The organism is Bacillus sp. AFS017336, from assembly GCF_002555445.1.
In the GTDB taxonomy this organism is placed as follows: domain Bacteria; phylum Bacillota; class Bacilli; order Bacillales; family Bacillaceae_G; genus Gottfriedia.
In genome coordinates this window covers 87,839-105,209 of record NZ_NUCO01000017.1, presented here as the reverse complement: position 1 = coordinate 105,209, position 17,371 = coordinate 87,839, and the positions used below count along the sequence as shown (strand labels likewise).

The window sequence follows — 17,371 nt, the reverse complement described above, 5'->3', positions numbered from 1 at the left end:
ATAAATCACGGAAACGTGATTAATACATAATAAGGAGTGTTAATAGCATATGGCAATTTCTTTACAAAAAGGTCAAAAAGTCGACCTTACAAAAGGAAGAGCGGGACTTTCTTCTTTAACTGTAGGTCTAGGATGGGATCCAGTGAAAAAAAGTGGTGGTTTCTTCGGATTTGGTAAACAAGAAAACATTGACTGTGACGCTTCCGTTTTAATGTTAGATGAAAATGACAAGTTAAGAAGTGCAAGTGATGTAATCTATTTTGGTAACAAAAAAAGCTCATGCGGTAGCGTAGTACATTCTGGAGATAACCTAACAGGTGATGGAAACGGTGACGATGAGCAAGTCTTTGTTAATTTGAATAAGGTTCCTTCTTATGTCCATAAACTTGTATTTGTTGTAAACATCTATGCTTGCGTTCAACGTAAGCAAGATTTCGGAATGATTAAAAATGCATTTATCCGTGTAGTAGACAAAGCTTCAAACTCTGAGTTAGTAAACTATAACATCACTGATAGTTATTCAGGTTTAACTGCATTATTCACTGGTGAGATTTATCGTCATAATGGCGAATGGAAATTCTCAGCAGTTGGAGAAGGAACAAAAGATATAGCGCTTGAAAAAATCGTTCAACGTTTTCAATAAATAAAGTAATAAATAATATGAAGAAAAAAGGAGTGCAATTAAAATGACATTAAACTTATTAAAAGGACAAAAAGTAGATTTAACAAAAACAAATCCTGGTTTAACAAATATTGTTGTTGGTTTAGGTTGGGACACTAATAAGTACAATGGTGGAAATGACTTTGATTTAGACTCATCAGTATTTTTATTAAATGGCGCTAGTAAATGTGCTTCTGAACAAGATTTTGTTTTCTATAATAACACTGTAGGTGGAAATGGATCAGTTGAACACCATGGTGATAACAGAACTGGTGCTGGCGATGGAGACGACGAGCAAGTAACAGTAAATCTTACAAACGTTCCTGCTTCAGTTGAAAGGATTGCATTTGCGATTACGATTCATGACGCAGAAGCACGTAACCAAAATTTTGGACAAGTAAGTAACTCGTATGTTCGTATTTTAAACGAATCAAACGGTGAAGAGTTAGTTCGCTATGATTTAGGTGAAGATTTCTCAATTGAAACTTCAGTAGTTGTTGGTGAGTTATATCGTCATAATGGCGAATGGAAATTCAATGCAATTGGTAGTGGATACCAAGGTGGTTTAGTTTCATTAGTTAGAGATTACGGCTTAGACGCTTAAGGCTCCATCAGCATAGAAAGTAATAGTTAAAAGGGGAACGTTCAAATTCCCCTTTTCTTTATCGTTTAGTACATCTTTAGAAAATGAAGCTGCCATTAGAGGAGAGGAGTAGTCTAAAAATAGGTCAATTTTTGGATGAAACTTTGGCAAACAACGTCTATCTAAACAAGAACGAATTTCTAACGATGTCCTAGATTGTAAATAGTTAACTAAAAGAAATAGAAATAATTCCCTTAAATGGATTTATAATGCAATGAAATAACGGTTGTAATCACTTAAAAAGTAAATATAGGAATCTCTTGTTCCTATTATGTAATGTTCTCATACAGTATCACCCTTTGGTTCATGAGTTACATTTACCTCATAAGTATTATATTTGGATAATATGTAGATGTTAGGGGTGGGATTTTGAGTAAACAAAGAAATACGATAAATTTAAACGATCCAAGCTTACTTAGTTCGCGTCAGGCTTGTCAAGAATGGGGAATCAATGACTCAACATTAAGGAAAAGAATAACTGATTTTCCAGACGGTACGATACGTAAATTTGGTTCATCTTGGGTAGTAACTCGTGAAGGCATGTCAGTAGTTTTCGGGCAACCTAAAGCGAAATAATTACATCGGAAAGGAGTATTTAAATATGTCTGCGATTAACCCAAAAAAGATGGATATTAATCAGCATGATTGGTTGAGTAGTTTAAAACAACCATCTACATTAAGACGTTCTTACGAAGAGGAAAGCGAATCAATCAGTTTCAATCAAGTTGCTTGGCGAATTTTAGGGACAACCATTGACGAAGATGAGTATTTTGAAAATCTATACGAACTAGTACACGATGATTCACTAAATGCGTTTCTATTAAGTGAAGGCTTGGACAAGACAATTTCGAATGATCTGTTTCAAGCAGTACAAAGAATATTAACAATAAATACTGCTGAAAACGGGTTGTCAGTAAACAGACTTATTGCATTCCTTGATGGTGAGAGATTAATTCCTAAACATGAGAATCAGCATATACATAGATATATTCGCGAGCAAATTAAAACTGTATTTACTACGTTTAAAGATTCGCATAAAAATGGATTCCTAGATAGTAATTTTAGGAGAGTAATAGTTGATCTAGTGAAATGGTTACATAATCATGTGAATAAATGGATTGAGGATTTTCCTAAGAATTCACCCCTTATATTATGGTATGGCGACACGTCATTAAGTGAATGTTATTTCCTTTACTTACTAATATTATTAGGCTTTGATATTGCTATATTTCATCCTGAAGGGAAAGATTTATTAGCTAATTTGGTAGACCAAGAGAAAAATGAAATAACAATATTACCTTCATCGAGTGCGTTAATACCATTTCCAATTGAAAAACCAGTTAGAAAGAGTACGGTTGCTCATAGAGCATCTATGGAAATTGAGAAATTATTGCATACCGATGATTCATTATTATATAAACCATGGCAATTTAGAAATTATGCTCCAAGATCAATTACATTAAAGACTACCTATGACGAATTATTCATTTTACATAAGGAAAGAGCAATGTTACGCCCAAACTTCCAAGTAAAAGCTAATTTTGTTGAAATACCGGTTTTCTTTATTAAAATTTTAGGTGTAACGAAAAATCGCCGTGAGTATTGGGAAAAGATTAATCAATTAACTGAAGCAAATTTAACACTTAAAATAGATAAATTTCCTTTTAGTCAATTAGTTAAAGGGAACCAACAATATCATTATCAAAATGCTTTAGGTCCTGATGGCTTTCTTGACCCTAATAGTATGATGGCTAGTAATTGGTGGAGATATAAAGAACTTCCAAGTGGATTACAGTTTGGCCTTGCTTCTGCAATTTCTAGATATGTTGAACGCGCAAATATTAAAGTGTTACCGAACGAAACAAAAGAACAAACACAACTATTTTTATTTAGTCAATCAATGAATATACCAAACGAAGTGTTAAGATTACTACAACAATTTGATTACACTCAGCAAATACCGAAATTAATTATTTATAATACTGAAAAAGATGGCGAGCTAAGTAGAACTGATGCAGCATTACTTCTATTATTAAATGAGTTTGGAATCGATCTAGTATTACTTAATCCTACAGGTCAGAATGATATTGAATTATTCGTAGACGATAAGTCATTTGACTCTCATTGGCTTGATGAGGTTACTTTTGATAGTGAGTTTCAAGCATTACGTGCACCAGGACAGTCAATAATTAAAACGCTATTTAAAAAAATAGTTAAATAAAGGGGAGCTTAAAATGTCTGTAAATACACTTACTAGTTTAGAAAATCAAGATGAAATCATAAAAGCTAATCCAAATGAAATGAAATTAAAATTAAGAAACGAACCGGAAGTACATCGTTTAGTTAATTCAATCGATTACAAAAATCAAATTGCTTTATTAGAGTATGGAAAAGAACCAGCGAATGAAATTTCAAGTTTCTCAGGCAAAATATTAAATACGATTAAGGCTTCAAGTATGGAAGAATCTAGCGTTCTATTAAAGCAATTGGGTAAAATAATGGACCGCTTTGATGCGAAGGATTTTGCAGAGGAAAAAGGATTTCTTTCTAAAATTTTTAATCGCGGACAAAAGTTAATTGATAAGTTATTTGATAAGTATCAATCAATGGGGACTGAAATTGATAAGGTTTATATCGAAATTACAAAGTATGAACATGAAATGAAGTCATCTACAAATACATTAGAACAACTTTACGAGCAAAATGTCATGTATTATTTAGATTTAGAAAAATATATTGTAGCTGCAGAAATGAAAGCAGAAGAGCTAAAAACTCAGCTTCCTGCATTAACAGAAAGAGCTGGAACTGGTAATCAACTTGCTATGATGGAATTAGACACTTTAAAAAATGCGATTGAGCTAATTGAACAACGTACTTATGATTTAGAAATGGCGAAACAAGTGGCATACCAATCAGCACCGCAAATTCGTATGTTACAACGTGGTAATACAAAATTGATAGGTAAAATTAACTCAGCATTTGTAACAACAATTCCAATCTTTAAAACGGCATTAATTAATGCGATCTCGGCAAAGAGACAAAATTTAGTAGCTCAATCGATGGATGAGTTAGATAAGAGAACTAATGAATTATTATTACGCAATGCGAATACAATTTCACAGCAAAGTGTTGATATTGCTAGATTATCAGGTGCGCCTAGCATTAAAATCGAGACGATGGAAGAGACTTGGAATATCATTATGAAGGGTATGCAAGAAACGAAAGCGATTGAAGAAGAAAATAAAGTTCAACGCGAACAAGGTAAATTACGCTTAGAGCAGCTTCAGGAAAACTTCATTAAACTTAAGCAAGGAAACTAGGTTTTATAGCATCTAATTAATAGAAGTCAGTAGATAAACAGCTACTGACTTTTATTTATATTAAATAAGTAACTGTGCGGGTATTAACCAACTTTGTAAGTTAAAGAGTATTTGTTGCTTCCTGGCTAGTCTTTTTAGTTAATTTTTAATACTTTTATTTTGAAAAAATGTTATTATAATATAATGAGATGAAATGAAATGTTATTTCCTAATTACATATGTTACTAAAAAAGTTGATTAGATTCGATTCATTTATTAAATTGCTTGATTGATAATTAAACAATTCTGAAAGTTCAGTATCAACTGTGAAATGTATTGACATTGATTCTCGGTCCAGTATAATAAATAATTGAAAATGATTATCAACATCAACATATAATTAAGGAGAGACAGAAATGATTAGCAATATGAAAATGCCTAAAATACTTGGGATTGTAATGTCTTTATTATTAATAATTGGTCTAGTTGGCTGTTCGTCAGATTCAAGTAAAAAGTCTGATAAAAAGTCTTCAAATGAATCCGCTGTCACAATTGATACTAAATTTGGTAAAGTGGAAATCAAAGGACATCCTAAGCGCGTAGTAGCTCTAGGTTGGGGAGATGCAGAGACTGCATTAAGTCTTGGAGTTGAACCGATTGGTGCAAGTGACTGGCTTGCTTTTGGTGGAGACGGTGTTGGACCATGGTTAAAAGGTACATATAAAAAGTCACCAACTATTCTTGGTACAATGGAACTTGATTACGAGAAAATTGCTTCACTTAAACCAGATTTAATTCTTGATGTAAAATCTTCAGGTGATGAAGAACGATATAAACGACTTTCAGAAATTGCTCCAACGGTTGGAGTTCCTAAAGATGGAGATAATTATTTAACTTCTACTAAAGAACAAGTACAAATGATTGCTCAAGCTCTTGGTAAAGTTAGTAAAGGAGAACAACTTCTTAAGGATGTAGACGTAGCATTTGATAAAGCTGCTAAAGCAAATCCTGAATTTGCAGGTAAAACGATTGCAGTTGGTGCTTACGATTCTTCAGGTTTCGGTGCATACGTAAAAGGAGATTCTCGTGTTGATTTTGTAACGCGACTTGGTTTCAAAAATAAAGAAGAGATCGAAAAATTAGCAAAAGGTAATTTCTTTATTAAAGTTGCTGATGAAAAGTTAGATCTTTTAAACGCTGATCTTACTCTTGTATTACCTATTTTTGTTGATCCAAAAGAGATTACTAACAATAAACTTTATCAGAAGATTCCTTCTGTAGCTGATGGAAGATCATTAATTCTTGATACGAATTCATCAAACGCATTTTCAACGGGAACGGTTCCTGCATTATTATGGGCAATCGATAATTTACCAAAACAATTTAAAACAGCATTAGAAGGCGGGGAGTAATGGAGTGAGCGCGATGAAGCAACCAAAAAACAAAACGACTCAAGTAGTTGGGACAAATAAAAAGACAATTACTTCAATACGGTTGCAACGGTTTTTGGGCTTCATCGTAGCACTTTTACTTTTGGTAGCCGTAGTATTTTTAAGTTTAATGATCGGTGCGAAGTCTATTCCACCTAGAGTTGTGTGGGATGCGTTGTTTTCACCAAACAACAGCTATGACCATACGATCATTCTTACTACTCGGGTTCCTCGAACACTAATTGCACTTATAGTTGGACCTGCTTTTGGCTTAGCAGGTGCATTGATTCAAGTACTTACCAGGAATCCGCTAGCGGACCCTGGTATTCTTGGTGTTAATGCAGGTGCAGCTTTTGCAGTAGCTATAGGAGTTGGTGTATTTTCTGTTACATCGATGTCCGCCTATATGTGGTTTGCACTAGCAGGAGCATTAGTAGCAACAATTGCTGTGTATATTATTAGTGGAGGCGCAGGTAAAAAAGCACCTACGCCTGTACAAATTACATTAGCTGGGGTTGCGCTCGGGGCCACATTGAGCGGAATTACAACATCATTAACATTAATAAATAGTAAGGCATTCGCACGAATGTTGAATTGGAGCGTTGGGACATTAGCTAGAAGAAGTCTTGATGACCTTTGGCTTGTTCTTCCTATTTTAATAGTTGGAGCCTTACTTGCTTTTGTTATAACTCCGGCATTAAATGCGATCGCATTTGGAGACGATCGTGCATCATCATTGGGCGTAAATGTTGGTGTGACTCGTACAATCGGATTAATTGCCATCACTTTATTGGCCGGTGGTGCAACAGCAATAGCTGGCCCAATTGGTTTTATAGGCTTGATGGTGCCACATTGTGTACGATGGTTTGTTGGCCCAGACCAATTTTGGATCTTTTTATACTCAATTGTAGCAGCACCGATTCTACTCATTTTATCGGATATTATTGGTAGGGTTGTATTGTTACCTTCTGAAGTTCCAGTAGGGATTATCACAGGATTGGTTGGTGCACCGATTCTACTGATTCTTGTTCGTAGACGTAAAGCGAGTGGATTATAATATGAAAATGATTTGTGGCATAAGTTTGAAAGTAAGAAGGAGTGAATGTTATGCGCCCTATTAATTATGGTCGGCACTATATACAACTTAAATGGCCTATAAAGGCGCGCATTGATGTGAGAAGCATAATTGTAACATTAATCCTTCTTATAGCCACGATTGCAATTGCAATGTTTGCGTTAATGGTAGGTACACTGAAATTAAGTATAAGTGAAGTTTTTTCTGCTTTAATTGGTCAAGCGACAGGTATGACACAAACTGTTGTAGTGGATTGGCGTTTACCAAGGGTACTTGCTGCTATTATTTTTGGAGCAGGTTTAGCAGTAAGTGGAATGATTTTTCAATCAATTACTAGAAATCCATTAGGGTCGCCTGATATCATAGGTTTTACATCAGGCTCTTACACTGGAGCGCTTATTGTGCTTCTTGTCGCTAAGTCAACTTCCTACATAAGTGTAGCTAGTGGAGCTTTAATTGGCGGATTCACAACAGCCCTCCTTATTTATTTGCTAGCTTTTCGTAAAGGAACACAAAACTTCCGTCTAATTATTGTCGGGATAGCGATTTCGGCTCTTTTAGGGAGTGTCAACTCTATGCTCCTTATTAAAAGTGATGCAGAGGTCGCATTAACTGCGGCAGCTTGGGGAGTGGGATCCTTAAACGGTATTGATTGGAAGCAAATGATTCCGCCAGCAATTGCTGTTTTTCTTCTAATAATTTGCGCCGGTATAATGAACAGACCATTGCGTGAAATGGAGCTTGGGATGGATACAGCAAAATCTCATGGTGTTCGAATTGATCGATCTCAACTCGTGTTGATTCTAATTGCCGTTGCTTTGACGGCTGCACCAACAGCAGTAGTTGGACCAGTTAGCTTTGTTGCACTAGTTGCGCCACAAATCGCTAAACGGATCACGAAATCCGAGGAGAGTTTGTTACCTGCAGCGATGATGGGATCTTTTCTATTACTAGGAGCGGATGTACTTGCTCAAAGAGTAATTCCAGGAACAATTTTTCCAGTTGGTGTAGTAACCTTATCATTAGGCGGAATATACTTAGTGTGGCTATTATTTAGACAGGCACGTTCAGCAGCTTAAATAAAGTAGAAATTTGCAAGGTAGTAGGTCCTTTCTAAAAAAGGTTTCCCGTATTACGATATTCTGATTGAAAGAAGTTGAGTTTGAAATATGAAGTTAACAGCAGCAGAAATTCAAAGCCAGAAAATGTCCAAAACAGAGTCTAGGCTTTGGACAGAAAACATTACAATCAAATATGATAATCGAGTAATTTCCAGAAACCTTTCAGTACAGATTCCAGACGGATCATTTACAGTAATTGTTGGTCCAAATGGTTGTGGGAAATCAACCCTACTGCGAACTCTTTCAAATTTGCTTAAGCCGTCTGCTGGAGAAATTTTACTAGACGGGAAAGCTATTACATCTTATAAATCAAAGGAAGTAGCTCGTAAACTAGGTTTGTTGCCACAATCTTCAACTGCACCAGATGGGATTACAGTTGCGAATTTGGTGTCACATGGTCGATATCCATACCAGAATCTTATAAGGCAATGGACTGATGAAGATGAAGCAGCAGTAATGTCTGCAATGGAGCTTACAAATACGAGCGATTTATCGCATCGATATGTCGATGAACTTTCCGGTGGGCAAAGACAAAGAGTTTGGGTTGCTATGGTGCTAGCTCAGCAAACACCAATGCTACTTCTTGATGAACCAACGACATATCTTGATATTGCTCATCAAATTGAACTGCTAGAACTATTTAAAGATTTGAACCAACAAGGGAACACATTAGTTGCCGTTTTACATGACTTGAATCACGCTGCAAGATATGCAGATAATATTATTGCCATGAAAGATGGCCAAGTCATAGCACAAGGTGATCCTCGTGAAATCATTACCGAAAAACTTGTTGAGGAAGTATTCGGCTTAAAATGTATAATTATCGAAGACCCAGTTGCCATGACACCGTTAGTAGTTCCATTAGGAAAAGACCGATAGCTTATGGTTCGTTTAATATCACTAATAAAAAAATAAGNNCTTATTTTTTTATTAGTGATTTTTTACACATTAAGAAAGTATAGATTGGCAGGCGGTGAAGATCAGTCGACGTAGATGCCAATTTTAGGTATAAGTATAAGTGCAACTACCCCTCTGTCTTCGCCAATCGGCGAGTTTTCTTTATATGGCATATTAATTATTTTTGCGATTAAAAACCTGCTTTTATTAAAAAAATTTAATTGAACTAATTCAATTAATTTGAAATAATCATAATGGGATCAAAAAGTATTTAATACAAATTGTTCTAGTAAACAACAAAGCGGAGAATTCATATGAATAAAGAAATGGAAGTAGTCGATCATCTTGAAGAACTGCGTAAAAGAATTATTATTACAGCAGTTACTTTTATTGTTCTATTTATTATTGGGCTTGTTTATGTTGAACCAATCTATAAATTCTTAACGAGGTCTTTAACATATAAACTAGTCGTACTAAGTCCCGGAGATATATTATGGGTGTATTTTTCAATATCTGCTGTTTTTGCGGCCGTATTCACGATTCCAGTGGCAACATGGCAAACTTGGCTATTTGTGAAACCTGGTTTACATCCTTCAGAGCAAAAAGGGATTGGATTTTATATTCCGGCATTATTTTTTCTTTTTATTTTTGGATTAGCAATTGGCTATTATTTTGTTTTTCCAAACATCCTAAAGTTCCTAACAGTAATGGGACAAGGTATGCTTGAACAAAATTATACAGTAGAAAAGTATTTCTCATTTCTTTTTAATCTTGTTGTTCCATTTGCTGCGTTTTTTGACATGCCAGTTGTCATTATGTTTTTAACGAAGATTGGCATAGTAAAACCTAGCTACTTACAAAAGGTTAGAAAATACGCATACTTTATATTAGTAATTGTAGCATGCTGTATTTCACCACCAGATTTTATTTCTCATATTTCAGTTTCAATACCATTAATTTTATTATACGAACTAAGTATTTTTACATCTAAATCGGTTTATAGAAAAAAAGAGGTAAATGAGTAAAAGCTCATTTACCTCTTTTTTTTCACATTAAGAAAGTATAAATTGGCAATTTTGAAGAAAAGCATCTATCTTCGTCCGACGGCTCATCAATCGGCGAGTTTTCTTTATCTATATCTATTAATCGTTTTATTAATAAAAATTTAAACTTTGAACAAGTTGAATATTCATAAATTCATCATAGGTTATAAAAAGCTAGGCAAACACCCTTTGACAGAAAATGAATGGAGTTAGGAGCATACACTATGCAATATTCAATTTGGTTCACTGTTTTATTTCTCGCTTTTTCATCTAGTATAGATAATTTTGGAGTAGGAATAACTTATGGAATCCGTGGAATAAAAGTTGGTATATTAGCTAATTTAATTATCTCAATCATAGCGTTTATTTTCAGTGAAGCGGGAATTGTTTCAGGGCAATATATTTCAAAAGTATTCCCTGGAACACTATCCAATGTAATCGGAGCATTTTTTTTATTAGTTATTGGACTTAGAATTGTCCTTCTTACGATTCCAAGAAAAAACAAAGAAGAAATTATAAATGATCATGAAGATGAATCAAATACTAATGGCCTTACAAATTATTTAAGCTCACCAGAAAAGGCCGATGTCGATCATTCTGGAGATATTAGTAGCTTTGAGGCAATCATACTCGGTACAGCAGTATCGATGAATGCACTTACGAACGGCTTAGGTGTTGGATTAATAGGACTTTCACCATTTGCCATCTCAATAGCAGCCAGTATTTTTAGTTTCGTAGCGATTTGGTTAGGAGTCCTTTTAGGGAAAAAAGTTGCGAATGTAAAAATAGGTGGATGGTCACTTGGACAATTTAGTTCCATTATAAGTGGGATTATTTTAGTGTTAATTGCGATACACAATCTCCTTTAACAAGGGATTTAGATAAAGAAAAGAAGCTGATGGAAAAATTTCAACATCAGCTTCTTTTATTTGTGAGATCCTATGCAATTGTAGAATGTGATTCTTCGTTATCACTTACTTTCATTACATCTTTTTTTGAAATAGAAAGATAAGCAACTAAAATGATGATAATAATCGATAATACTAGGCTTACTGGTCCACCACCGAATCCAAGTCCACCATGCTTCTGAGACACAGAACTCCAATCAGAAAAAGATGCTCCAACCGGTCTGGTCATAATATAAGCAAACCAAAAAGAGAAAATTTCATTTAACTTGAAGAATTTTTTTCCGATTACCGGTATTGCTAGTAAAATCGTGAACAGAATACCTGATGAAAAATAACCTAAATGCATTGTTGATGCAGTCATATCACCAGCAGCTGTTCCTAAAGCGAAAGTTCCCATAACAACCGACCAATATAAAACCTCACGGCGTTTTGTGTATATACTGTGTATAGAAAGAGTTTTTTCCTTGCGATACCAAACCGCAAAAATAATTGCTAACAAAACAGCAAAAAACAATGTTGATGCTACGTAAGGCACACCAAGACCAACGTGTACAACGTCTGCAGCAACTGTACCAAATACACTAATCATTACAACAACAAGCCAATAAATACTAGGTATATATTTGCGGACTTTAAACTGTAAAAATAAAGACAGTATTAGGACTATTAATGCTACTGCAACACCGATTACTGGCGTTAAAGTTTTTACGATATAATCAGAAAACACTTCACCCATACCCGTTGTTAATAGCTTAGTGATCCAGAAAAAAATCGTTACCTCTGGAACTTTTTTTAACATATTTTCTATTTGTGGATTTATTGTCTTATTTGTATGCTTTTTTTCAATTGTTTCCATTTCATGTCCTCCTTATTGGATTTAAATAAAATGTAAACAAGTTTTATGAAAGTAAAATGAAAATGGACAAGAAATTTAATGAAATTTACTTATAGAAAATTCATAATTTAGAATTTTTGATTGTATAACACAGTGTATTCTATTAGAATCAGTAAAAAGAAAATAGGTGATATGATGATTAGGTATCCTGTTCTAAAAAGTGGTGCAACGATAGGGGTGACTGCACCGTCATCAGGTTTAAAGGAGCAGTTCCATGGATTGATGAAGCAATCAATTAGTCGCATGGAAAGAGATGGATTTAAGTTGGAATGTGGAGAGACAGTTTGGACACATGACAAGGCTAAATCAGCAAATGCCCACACGCGTGCAAGCGAGTTAAATCGAATGATGAAAGATGAAGAAATAAACCTAATTTTTCCGCCGTGGGGTGGAGAGCTTGCGATTGAAACCCTCGATAAATTGGAGTTCGAAAACTTTAAAGAAAAATGGATTTTAGGATATTCAGACACAAGTATTCTATTATTAGCATTTACATTAACAACAGGGATCGCAACTGCCCACGGTACGAACTTAATCGATTTAAGAGGAGAATACTCTGATGAGACAACGGCAATGTGGCAGAAGGTTTTAACAACTAAGTCCGGGGGCTCTATTACTCAAGCTTCCTCACCAATGTTCCAAGTGAAATGGCAGCATGATAACTCAACGCCTTATGTATTTCATTTGTCTGAAAAAACAAAATGGAAAACAACTTCGACTAAAGCTGAAAAAGCTCAAGGAAGATTGCTTGGTGGATGTATTGACGTGATTAGACATCTTGTTGGGACTCCTTATGGTGATGTACGATTATTTAGTAGTAAATACATTAGCGAAGAACCGATTATCTGGTATTTTGAGAATTGTGAAATGAATACAACTGACCTAAAAAGGTCCCTAGTACAAATGAAACTTGCAGGATGGTTCGAAAATTGCTCTGGAATATTATTTGGACGTAGTGCAGCAAATCAAGCTGTAGATCACTATACAATAGAAGATGTATACAATGAATTAAATGAAGAATTAGAAATACCAATTATATACGATATTGATTGCGGTCATGTGCCACCTCAAATTACTTTCATTAATGGAGCATTTGCAGAAGTAGAAGTGAATGATGGGAAAGGTGTAATTGTACAGTCCTTTATTTAATTCAACACTAAAGCGTTTTTTAAGAAAAAGAACGCTTTTTTAATATTTAAAGAAGAAAACAAGTGCAAATATTGTAATAAACACAGTGATAATCCCAATCACGACTTTTGTGTAGAGAATATATTCATCAGAAAGGTCAGGTTCTTCATTATACATCCATATTCTGCCCATTAATAAACTTTCTCTTGTTTCAAAAAAAGACCATACCAAAATTACATAAAAAGGCATTAATAATATAAAAAATACAATTTTTTCAACCATATTTTTCAACCTCTCAAAATTATCTGAACTTTTATTTAAGGTAATTATATCTCAATTATGGATAAGGAAATTGGGGGTTCTGTATAGATCTGTGACTTATATAAAATTTAATTTTAGTTTGTAAGGAGTATTTTAGAAAATGTATTATGACCCATAGTAGCAATCAAAGAAGCTAAAAAGAGGGTATTTAAATAATTCTCATGAAAGGTTATTGATTTGGTGTGGCTCTTTTTAAATAGAAAAAGTTGTATAAGTGCTTAAAAGACTATAACATAGTAATATTATGGCATAATAAAAGAAAGACATATTATTAAATAGAATCAGGAGCAGTAAAATGATTATAAATAATGAACAAGAATTAGAAGCTTTAAGAAAAATAGGTCGTATCGTAGCGTTAGCAAGAGAAGAAATGAAAGCAAAGGCTGTCGCTGGAATGACAACGAAAGAATTAGATGAAATTGGTAGAAACGTGTTAGATGAGCATGGCGCAACTTCGGCTCCACAAAAAGAGTATGATTTTCCTGGTACAACATGTATTAGTGTAAATGAAGAAGTAGCTCATGGAATTCCCGGAGAACGAGTACTTCAAGATGGAGACTTAGTTAATATTGATGTTTCCGCAGCATTAGATGGTTATTATGCTGATACTGGGATTTCTTTTGTAATTGGAAATGGTGATTTATTAAAAGAAAAACTTTGTAAAGTTGCAGAGGATGCTTTTTGGGCTGCTATGAAAAAAACAAAAGCAGGGGCAAAGAAAAACCAAATTGGTAGAGCAGTATTCAATGAAGCAAGTAAAAATGGTTTAAATGTAATTGAAAACTTAACGGGCCACGGAATTGGTAAAAGTCTTCATGAAAGTCCTCAACATATTTTAAATTATTTCGATCCAATGGATAAGGCATTATTAAAAGATGGTCTTGTATTAGCAGTAGAACCATTTATCTCAGCAAACGCGGATCATATCATTGAGTCTGGGGATGGCTGGACATTTGTAACTCCAGATAAAAGCTTAGTAGCGCAATGCGAACACACAATTGTTGTAACAAAAGGTGAGCCAATTATCTTAACGCAATTGTAAGGGAATAGGAAAAGCGAAGAATTTTATGTTCTTCGCTTTTATTTTTGCTCATACTTACTTCGAGTAGTTTAGCTCCCAAGTAAATCCGTTTTTATCTTTTACGACTGCAAATCTAGCGTTCCAAAATGTATCTTGCAGTTCCATATGAACTTCTCCGTCTTTTAATAACTTTTCATAAATTGTATTAATTTCATCTTCGGAACTCATTTCAAGCGTTGTCCAAACATTGTCGCCTTTAACTAATGGTCTAAAAACATCTGCGAAATAAATTACACAGGTTTCATTGATATGTAATTCAGCATGAATATACTTTCCTTCATGGCCATTAAACATTGCCATTCCATCACCAGTTTGTGTATTCTTGATCTCACCACCAAAAATTTGCTTGTAGTACTCAAGCTCTTCTTTACAGTTTTCAACGTAAATATGTGGTAAAATTTTTTTCATTTTATCTCCTCAATTCCCTTAGTTTGTTGTTGAAGAATAAATATGTATAAATTTCGAATATAACTCACAATTTAAGTATAGCCAACTATAATAGGTATTGTGCTAAAAGTTAAAATATTTTATAATTTAAATAAATTTATGTTCGAAAAGGAGGTGTAGAGAAGATGTTACGTTTTCAAATGGTTTGCGCACAAATGATAGAGTTTTTATATTATTGTCGTGCAAAATTTGCGTGTTTAGCTGTTAACGGGATAGCTGTGTCCTTTTTTAATAATTTAACAACTCAAATAAAACGAAAACGTACTCTTTCCTACGACTTCAATTGATAAAATAATTGTGTGATACACACTTCTATTAAGTCACGATTTAAGCCATGGATGAGTTCTATGGCTTTTTTCTATGGATTGGTACGGAAAATAGAAGGAGAATTAATCATGATTGCATGTAGTATAGAAAAAATTTCAAAAATGTTCGGTGGAAATTCACTTTTTACGGAATTATCATTTCAAATTCATCAAGGTAGCCGCGTCGGTTTAGTTGGAGCAAATGGTAGTGGTAAAACTAGTATTTTTAAACTTTTAACAGGTATTGAATCGCCTGATAGTGGCTCAATTCACTTTAAAAAAGGAATAAAAATTGGCTATCTAGCGCAGATCCCTGTTTTTCAGGACGAGATGACAAGTAGAGATGTATTATTAACAGTTTTTGAAGAATTACGGAAAATAGAAAATGAAATGAAGCAATTGGAAATAAAGATGGCCAATACGATAGATGAACGTAATTTAGAACAATTGTTAGTAAGTTATGGATCATTACAAGAGAAATTTAGTAATAACGGCGGATATGAGATGGAAGCTTCGCTCTCGAAAATTGCTAATGGGTTAGGAATCAATGACTTACTTTCAAAACAATTTTCTTCTTTAAGTGGTGGAGAAAAAACCAAGATTGGATTAGGAATCGTCCTTTTACAACAACCAGATTTATTATTACTTGACGAGCCAACAAATCACCTAGATTTATCAGCCATTGAATGGTTGGGCTCTTACTTAAAGGAGTATGAAGGAACAATCGTTGTCATTTCTCATGATCGATATTTCTTAGATGAAGTGGTCAATCATATTTTAGAATTAGAAGACGGAGAAATTATTGCTTATCATACAAATTATTCAATGTATGTTGTTCAAAAAGAGGAAAGATTATTAAGAGAGTTTCAGGCTTACGAAGAGCAGCAAAAGAAAATTCAAAAAATGAAAGAAACAATCAAACGTCTGAGAGAGTGGGCTAATCAGGCAAATCCACCAAATGCTGGTTTGCATAGAAGAGCTAGAAGTATGGAAAAGGCTCTAGAACGAATTGAAAGATTAAAGCGTCCTATTTTACAAAAAAAGAAAATGGCATTTCAACTAGAGGAATCTGGTCGAAGTGGAAAAGATGTCGTTGTAGCTGAAAATCTTTCAAAATCTTTTGCGGAAAAAGCTTTATTTAAACAGCTTAATTTCTCATTATTCTATGGAGAAAGAGCAGTTATAGTAGGAAACAACGGTACCGGAAAATCAACTTTATTAAAGATGATTTTAGGCCAAACCGCAATAGATGAAGGGAAATTAAGGCTTGGCAGCAGTGTGAAAATTGGTTATTTATCGCAACATTATGAACCAATCCATTCTGATCACACAGTACTACAGGAATTCAGAGAAGAAGTACATGTGACTGAAGGTGAAGCGCGAAATATATTAGCTGGTTTCTTATTTTATGGTTATATGGTTTATCGAAAAGTAAGCCAACTTAGTGGTGGAGAGCGAATGCGATTAAGATTGGCTCAACTTATGTACCAAGATATTAATTTATTAATCGTAGATGAGCCTACTAACCATCTAGATATTGAATCTAGAGAAGTATTAGAAGACGCTTTAGAAAATTTTAAAGGAACGATTCTTTCTGTCTCGCATGACCGTTATTTCATAAATAAGCTATTTTCAAAAATTTACTGGCTAGAAGATGGGTTTCTATTCGAGTTTATTGAAGAATACCAAGTCGCCAAAGAAAAAATGACCGTATATCGAAATAAACTTGAAAAGGAAAAAGTGGTAAAAACAAATCCTGAATCTAAACCAGCAAAAAAGATCAATACAAAATCACGAAATATAGGAGACATTGAAAATGAAATCTATCAGTTAGAAGAAGCAATCAGTGAAATTAATAAGCAAATGATGCTTGAAAGTGAACTAAACAGTTTGCAAAAATATCATCAAGAATTGGAAGCATTAGAATTAAAAAGTATGGCTTTATATAAAGAACTTGATGAATGTATTGAATGAGAAAAAATGGTAAGTATTTATTAATGAATACTTTTAATACGTATAGGCGTAATCATCAATTGATAGGTAAATGACATAGTACTTGCTCATGTCTCAAATAGAATTAATAAGCTATAAAGATTACGATTCTATTTAGGTGGTGA

General features: G+C 34.1%; 18 protein-coding genes. 15 read left to right on the top strand and 3 right to left on the bottom strand.

The features are described 5' to 3' along the window. Positions 1-49 precede the first annotated feature (49 nt). From CN601_RS08895 to ytaF, 11 genes are all read left to right on the top strand, one after another. A complete protein-coding gene (locus CN601_RS08895; protein ID WP_098170817.1) occupies positions 50-643 on the top strand; it encodes a TerD family protein in 594 nt (197 codons plus the stop codon). A 43-nt stretch (positions 644-686) separates the two neighbouring features. Then, the gene (locus CN601_RS08890; RefSeq protein WP_098118651.1) at positions 687-1,265 is read left to right on the top strand and encodes a TerD family protein; all 579 of its coding nucleotides are present in this window, start codon (positions 687-689) and stop codon (positions 1,263-1,265) included. A gap of 408 nt (positions 1,266-1,673) precedes the next feature. After that, complete coding sequence (locus tag CN601_RS08885; protein WP_257131654.1) at positions 1,674-1,880, top strand: helix-turn-helix domain-containing protein; 207 nt, start codon at positions 1,674-1,676, stop codon at positions 1,878-1,880. 25 nt (positions 1,881-1,905) lie between these two features. Then, positions 1,906-3,525 (top strand): YceG family protein, encoded by a 1,620-nt coding sequence (locus tag CN601_RS08880; RefSeq protein WP_098170816.1) that lies wholly within the window; start codon positions 1,906-1,908, stop codon positions 3,523-3,525. Positions 3,526-3,538: 13 nt separating this feature from the next. Beyond that, positions 3,539-4,624, top strand: a complete 1,086-nt coding sequence (locus CN601_RS08875; RefSeq protein WP_098170815.1) for a toxic anion resistance protein — start codon at positions 3,539-3,541, stop codon at positions 4,622-4,624. A gap of 395 nt (positions 4,625-5,019) precedes the next feature. Continuing rightward, entirely contained in the window at positions 5,020-6,015 is a 996-nt protein-coding gene (locus CN601_RS08870) for an iron-siderophore ABC transporter substrate-binding protein (RefSeq protein WP_098118648.1), read from the top strand. 13 nt (positions 6,016-6,028) lie between these two features. Continuing rightward, positions 6,029-7,090: a FecCD family ABC transporter permease gene (locus CN601_RS08865; protein ID WP_257131653.1), complete on the top strand. Its 1,062-nt coding sequence runs from the start codon at positions 6,029-6,031 to the stop codon at positions 7,088-7,090. Positions 7,091-7,140: 50 nt separating this feature from the next. Further along, entirely contained in the window at positions 7,141-8,187 is a 1,047-nt protein-coding gene (locus CN601_RS08860) for a FecCD family ABC transporter permease (protein WP_098170814.1), read from the top strand. Positions 8,188-8,277: 90 nt separating this feature from the next. Further along, positions 8,278-9,108 carry an ABC transporter ATP-binding protein gene (locus tag CN601_RS08855; RefSeq protein WP_098170813.1) on the top strand — a complete coding sequence of 277 codons (831 nt, stop codon included), beginning with the start codon at positions 8,278-8,280 and terminating at the stop codon, positions 9,106-9,108. 332 nt (positions 9,109-9,440) lie between these two features. Then, positions 9,441-10,151, top strand: a complete 711-nt coding sequence (gene tatC / locus CN601_RS08850; RefSeq protein WP_257131652.1) for a twin-arginine translocase subunit TatC — start codon at positions 9,441-9,443, stop codon at positions 10,149-10,151. 242 nt (positions 10,152-10,393) lie between these two features. After that, entirely contained in the window at positions 10,394-11,038 is a 645-nt protein-coding gene (gene ytaF, locus CN601_RS08845; protein ID WP_098118644.1) for a sporulation membrane protein YtaF, read from the top strand. A gap of 70 nt (positions 11,039-11,108) precedes the next feature. Here the strand turns inward: ytaF and CN601_RS08840 are convergent, their stop codons facing one another. Next, positions 11,109-11,933 carry a COG4705 family protein gene (locus tag CN601_RS08840; RefSeq protein ID WP_257131651.1) on the bottom strand — a complete coding sequence of 275 codons (825 nt, stop codon included), beginning with the start codon at positions 11,931-11,933 and terminating at the stop codon, positions 11,109-11,111. 174 nt (positions 11,934-12,107) lie between these two features. Between CN601_RS08840 and CN601_RS08835 the strand changes: the two genes are divergently transcribed. Then, positions 12,108-13,121, top strand: a complete 1,014-nt coding sequence (locus CN601_RS08835) for a S66 family peptidase (RefSeq protein WP_098170812.1) — start codon at positions 12,108-12,110, stop codon at positions 13,119-13,121. Positions 13,122-13,160: 39 nt separating this feature from the next. On the opposite strand, the gene CN601_RS08830 is transcribed toward CN601_RS08835, so the two are convergent. Beyond that, positions 13,161-13,382, bottom strand: a complete 222-nt coding sequence (locus tag CN601_RS08830) for a hypothetical protein (protein WP_098118642.1) — start codon at positions 13,380-13,382, stop codon at positions 13,161-13,163. Positions 13,383-13,716: 334 nt separating this feature from the next. Between CN601_RS08830 and map the strand changes: the two genes are divergently transcribed. Further along, positions 13,717-14,463, top strand: a complete 747-nt coding sequence (map, locus tag CN601_RS08825; protein ID WP_098118641.1) for a type I methionyl aminopeptidase — start codon at positions 13,717-13,719, stop codon at positions 14,461-14,463. Positions 14,464-14,517: 54 nt separating this feature from the next. Here map and CN601_RS08820 read toward each other — a convergent pair whose 3' ends face one another. Next, positions 14,518-14,910: a VOC family protein gene (locus CN601_RS08820; protein WP_098170811.1), complete on the bottom strand. Its 393-nt coding sequence runs from the start codon at positions 14,908-14,910 to the stop codon at positions 14,518-14,520. Between the two features lie 164 nt (positions 14,911-15,074). On the opposite strand from CN601_RS08820, the gene CN601_RS27875 reads away from it, so the two are divergent. Continuing rightward, positions 15,075-15,236 (top strand): RAxF-45 family protein, encoded by a 162-nt coding sequence (locus tag CN601_RS27875; protein ID WP_306659817.1) that lies wholly within the window; start codon positions 15,075-15,077, stop codon positions 15,234-15,236. 108 nt (positions 15,237-15,344) lie between these two features. After that, on the top strand, positions 15,345-17,228 hold the full coding sequence (gene abc-f / locus CN601_RS08815) for a ribosomal protection-like ABC-F family protein (protein WP_098170810.1): 1,884 nt from the start codon (positions 15,345-15,347) through the stop codon (positions 17,226-17,228). Positions 17,229-17,371: the final 143 nt, after the last annotated feature.